This is a genomic window from Clostridium sp. DJ247 (assembly GCF_014231265.1).
Genome location: NZ_JABAIW010000109.1, coordinates 1 through 4,642, shown reverse-complemented (window position 1 = coordinate 4,642; position 4,642 = coordinate 1). Strand labels below are relative to the sequence as shown.

Below are 4,642 nucleotides of genomic sequence, written 5' to 3'. Positions count from 1 at the left end.
ATTGGAAAAGACATTAAAGAATTGGATTTAGGTTTTGGAAAAGAAGTAGTTATGTCAAATGGACAGAGACTTCGTATTGGACCTGATCTTCAAGGATTAAAAGAAGCTAGTACTAAGTTTATGAAGGGTGTCGGTGAGGCTAAGGATAATTTTGTTAAGAATGTTAAAGCTGGTGCTGAGGAAGTAAGTAAAGGTGGTAAAAAGGAAAATGTTACTGGTGAAACTAATAGTACCAAGATTGGAAAGCAGGTTCATAAAGTAAAGGCCGATGAACGTCGTAAGAGTGGCGACTATGATACAGTGAATGAACCGTTAAAAGACAAAGATGGGAATGTTATTGAAGTACCAAAACGTATAGATAAACAAGGCAGACCCTCAAAAAAATACCAAAGAGCTATACCAGATGCGGTTCAAGGACCTCCAAAGGGAAACATTATTGATGATAAGCCTTTAGGGAGACCGATTTCCAAAGATAAGCAAGAAATTCACAGGTTTATTGATGCTTATAAACAGAAGTATGGAGAACCGCCTAAAAAGATTATAATAGAAAGATATGATCCTAAGACAGGTGAATCAGCAGGAAGGGAAATATATGATCCCGATTACTTCAAGATTCCATAAGATATAGGAGGTTTTTATGAAATATAAGGTTTATAATGAAAATAATGTTCAGGTTACAGTTACTGATGAACAATTAAATGAAGCGCTTGAACGAAATGGTAAAGAATTACCCATTGAATTAATTATAGCAATGGGGGCATCACATGATAAGAAATACATTCCTCGATTAAACGAAGCTCTTTATCATCAAGAACAACGAGTAAGAATTGAAGCAGTTTATAGTCTTTTAAGTATCAATGATATAGAAAGTATACGTATGCTTCAAGAAAAAGAAAAAAGCTTTTCAGAAGTTAATTTTAATGTTCAAATAAGTGAAAAAGCAATTCTTCAATCCGTAATAATTCGTCTTGAATATGGTCCTAATGGTGCTGAGAATGCTTTTTTCAACGGGGATTATCCTCCAATTGTTAAGTCAGGATTGCTATATAATTATTCTAGCAATATTGTTTTAACGCCTCAGGATGTGATATTTATTATCAATTCACTGGAATCGTATGTAAATAAAAGTGAATCTTGGATAAAAACAATGAATAAAGACGATTATGAAGATGTCATTATTAAATGCCTAGAGGGACTTTTGAGGGCAGCTGAAGAAAGTGTAATTCTGAATACATTAACAGATGACCTTAATAGAAAATTAGCTGAAGTAGGAGCACGAATTTTGAAAATGAAAATTGATTCTTATGCAAAAGAAGTTATTGCGACGTTTGCAAAGGCTCTTCCACCAAAATATGCCTATGATTTATTGGAACCTATTATGAATGGACGTGTACGAGGAGACGTGCGCAAAGAATTAGAGAATTCAATTCAGATACTTCGACAAAAAGAAATGGAGTAATGTTATGAGTATGGAGCATAAAGCATATATATTTGATACTGATGGTTTTAGTAAGGAATTAAGTCAACTAATAATCACTTCTGGGAATACGAAAAATTCAGCCCCATTGAAGGCGTTTATTAATAATCACATTGGTAAAGTACGATCTGCATACACTGGAGATTTGTTGGACTATGATTGGGAAAAAGAAATGGAAAATGGTGAAGTTCAGGAACTCGCAGATTTCGCGATGACATGTTACTATTCACCTGAAGAAGAAATGGGACTTTCTTATGCATGGGATGCACTATTAGTGGCTTTAAATATGTTATCCACTAATTTCGACCCAGATTATTACATTCTCGGACGTACTTTAGAATCAGAAATGTTTAGACTTGATCCTAGTGGTATGGGATTAGGATTTGTTTACGCTGAGGATATCTATATTATGCATAATGAACTAATTAATTTAAAACAAAGCTTTATCGATAATGGCATGCCACAATTGAATGATGTAATTTATGATATAACTTTTTCTGAGCTAATTGAGGCATATGAGGAACTCATATTACTATATAAGCAAGCAGAAGAAATAAATTATGGTTTATTAATGACTTTTTAATCATCAAAGCTCATATTCCGCTAAATGATGTGCATCTAGCTAAGATTTTTATAAGATGTACTTTCAGTGGAATAATATTTATGATTAAGATTATTATTCCACTGAGAATAAATAGACTATTCCTGTTAGCTAAATACTCATTTGGAAAAAAATTTATTATTTGTTTATTAAGAAGTAATTATTACATCACTTTACAAGCTATTTCCTAAATAACAAGAAAATTAACTAATCTCATCTAAATAGATTAAGGAATTAATTACCTCTAAAGTCTCTTGATTAATTTTGCTCTTTTGTATCTTTTGCACGAAAGTGCTTAATATTAACTCTTTTGATATTTGTTAAGAGATAGAATCTTTAATTATTTAGGAAATAGCTTGCGGAAAATATTGTGGATAACTCTAGAAAAAACTAAAGATATTTGAGGTAATAAGGTATTATGAAAAAGAGTAATGGTGTAATTAAACAAATTTTTAAAGATCATTTTAAAAAGTTCTGGCAAAATAAAAACGATAAGTTTCCAGAATAAATGCGAGAGCATTTATTTAAAGAAGTACTAAAACTGATAAATTGTGGTGAATTTGCGTTAGGATTTGTAGCTTATATATGTATGCAATGCCTAGAAAAAATTAATATAGGTTTTAGTTGTAAAAGTAGGTTTTGTAACAGATGTGGTAAAAAATATATAAGCGACTGGGTTGAAAAACAGGTAAGAAGAATTCTTGATGTACCACATAGACATTGTATATTTACTATTCCGAAGGGATTTAGAAAATATTTCTATTGGAACAGAAAATCTCTTAAAGATCTTCAAGATATGGCGTATCAGGTTATAGAAGAATATATAAATAATGTTAATGGTAAAAATAGAGCCGCCTTTGATAAGAAGAAAAGAAGTAAAAAGGGAACAGTTATCTGGCAATAATGAAGAAAATTAAAGGACTATACACACTTTAAAACTTATGTAAAAGTGTGCATAGTCCTTAATATTTTATTTATGAATTATACACTTATAGAACATATTATTCAAATATGCAAACAACTAACTACAAATTTAATTATAATGTGCCGCAAATAGTTATTGGTTTTTACAAGGAATTTTCAACGATAAATGGCATAGACATAGGTGGAGACGTAAGTCTTTTATCACTTGAAGGAATTAAATATGGAAATTCGGAGTTAACTCCAGATGGTTTGTTGATTAAATATTGGATAGTAACAATTGCAAGTACAACAGGCGGCAATGCGATATGTTTAGACCTAAACATTATTAATAAGGTATAGTAAAAGATTTGAAAGTATTAGAAAGTAAAAATATAGCATTAATTTATTTGTGTATGATATAATCAGGGTATAGAAAGTCGGTGAAACTTATGGATGAAAATATAAATAATGAGCATGATTTAGGATATAAACATATACTTTCACATAAAAAGAATTTTATAGAATTCTTAAAGAGTTTTGTAAAGAAAGAATGGGTAAACTTAATAAAAGAAGAAAATTTAGTTTTAATAGATAAAGAATTTATACTTGAAGATTTTAAAGAGGAAGAAGCAGATATAGTTTATAAAGTGAACATGGATGGAAATGACATAATATTCTATGTACTTTTAGAACTTCAGTCAAAAGTAGATTTTAGGATGCCAATAAGGCTTTTGATGTATATGACAGAAATATGGAGAGAAGAACTTAAGAATACAGAAGAAAAAGCAAAAAAGAGAAAAGAATATAAGCTGCCAGCTATAGTTCCAATAGTATTATATAATGGAAAGGGTAATTGGACAGCAGCTAGAAACTTTAAAGAAGTATTAAATGGATATGAATTATTTGAAGACAGTATAGTGGATTTTAGATATTTATTATTTGACATAAATAGAATAGATAAAGAAGAACTATTGGAAATAGCTAATGTAGTAAGTGCAGTATTTCTATTAGATCAAGATGTTGAAATGGAAGAGATAATAGAAAGGCTAAAATTAATAGGAAGAATCATAAGGAAAAGCGCATCAAAGGAACAGGAGCAGGTATTTAGAGGATGGCTTATAAATATATTTAAAAATAGGTTTGAAGAGGAAGTAAAAGAAAATGTTTATAAATTATTAAAGGAAACATCAGAAATGGAGGTGGATGATATGGTAAGTAATTTAGGTAGAAAGATTGAAGAAGAATTCAAATTTAGAGAGGAAAAGGGAATAAAAAAGGGAATAGAAAAAGGAATAGAAAAGGGAATAGAAAAGGGAATAGAAAAAGGAATAGAAAAAATAGCTATAAAAATGATCAAAAAGGGTCTGGATATTGAGGAAATATTAGAATTAACAGAATTAAGCAGGGCTGAAATATTAAGACTTAAGAATCAAATAGAGATTGATAAAAATTAAATATTTGGTTTAATTATGATAAAACTTCTTAAGAATTTAGATTTATAAGTTCTTAAGGAGTTTTTGTTTTTTAGGAATTAGCAGAATTCAATGTACTGCTTGTAAATGAAGAGAATTACCAAGAACATTCTGAATATATTCCCTAATTTTAATAAGGGAAGAATTCTAAAGAAGGAGATGCTTGAGAATATAAGAGATTATCCAAGA

Annotated in this window: 6 protein-coding genes; all 6 read left to right on the top strand. The window is 29.8% G+C overall.

What is annotated here, in order from left to right:
- Window positions 1-621: hypothetical protein (locus HGI79_RS22060; RefSeq protein WP_185652823.1), on the top strand; the 621-nt coding region annotated here is incomplete at its 5' end.
- Window positions 622-637: 16 nt separating this feature from the next.
- On the top strand, window positions 638-1,459 hold the full coding sequence (locus HGI79_RS22055) for a HEAT repeat domain-containing protein (protein WP_185652822.1): 822 nt from the start codon (window positions 638-640) through the stop codon (window positions 1,457-1,459).
- A 10-nt stretch (window positions 1,460-1,469) separates the two neighbouring features.
- Window positions 1,470-2,060: a hypothetical protein gene (locus HGI79_RS22050; RefSeq protein WP_185652821.1), complete on the top strand. Its 591-nt coding sequence runs from the start codon at window positions 1,470-1,472 to the stop codon at window positions 2,058-2,060.
- 526 nt (window positions 2,061-2,586) lie between these two features.
- Window positions 2,587-2,982 (top strand): transposase zinc-binding domain-containing protein, encoded by a 396-nt coding sequence (locus HGI79_RS22045; RefSeq protein WP_185652820.1) that lies wholly within the window; start codon window positions 2,587-2,589, stop codon window positions 2,980-2,982.
- 140 nt (window positions 2,983-3,122) lie between these two features.
- The gene (locus HGI79_RS22040) at window positions 3,123-3,341 is read left to right on the top strand and encodes an SMI1/KNR4 family protein (protein ID WP_185652819.1); all 219 of its coding nucleotides are present in this window, start codon (window positions 3,123-3,125) and stop codon (window positions 3,339-3,341) included.
- Between the two features lie 89 nt (window positions 3,342-3,430).
- Window positions 3,431-4,435, top strand: coding sequence for an Rpn family recombination-promoting nuclease/putative transposase (locus HGI79_RS22035; protein WP_185652818.1), 1,005 nt, complete (start codon window positions 3,431-3,433; stop codon window positions 4,433-4,435).
- Window positions 4,436-4,642 lie beyond the last annotated feature (207 nt).

Coding starts and splice junctions, on each gene's coding strand:
- HGI79_RS22045 (WP_185652820.1), top strand. CDS start 2,587: ATGCGAGAGCATTTATTTAAAGAAGTACTAAAACTGATAAATTGTGGT.
- HGI79_RS22035 (WP_185652818.1), top strand. CDS start 3,431: ATGGATGAAAATATAAATAATGAGCATGATTTAGGATATAAACATATA.
- HGI79_RS22050 (WP_185652821.1), top strand. CDS start 1,470: ATGGAGCATAAAGCATATATATTTGATACTGATGGTTTTAGTAAGGAA.
- HGI79_RS22055 (WP_185652822.1), top strand. CDS start 638: ATGAAATATAAGGTTTATAATGAAAATAATGTTCAGGTTACAGTTACT.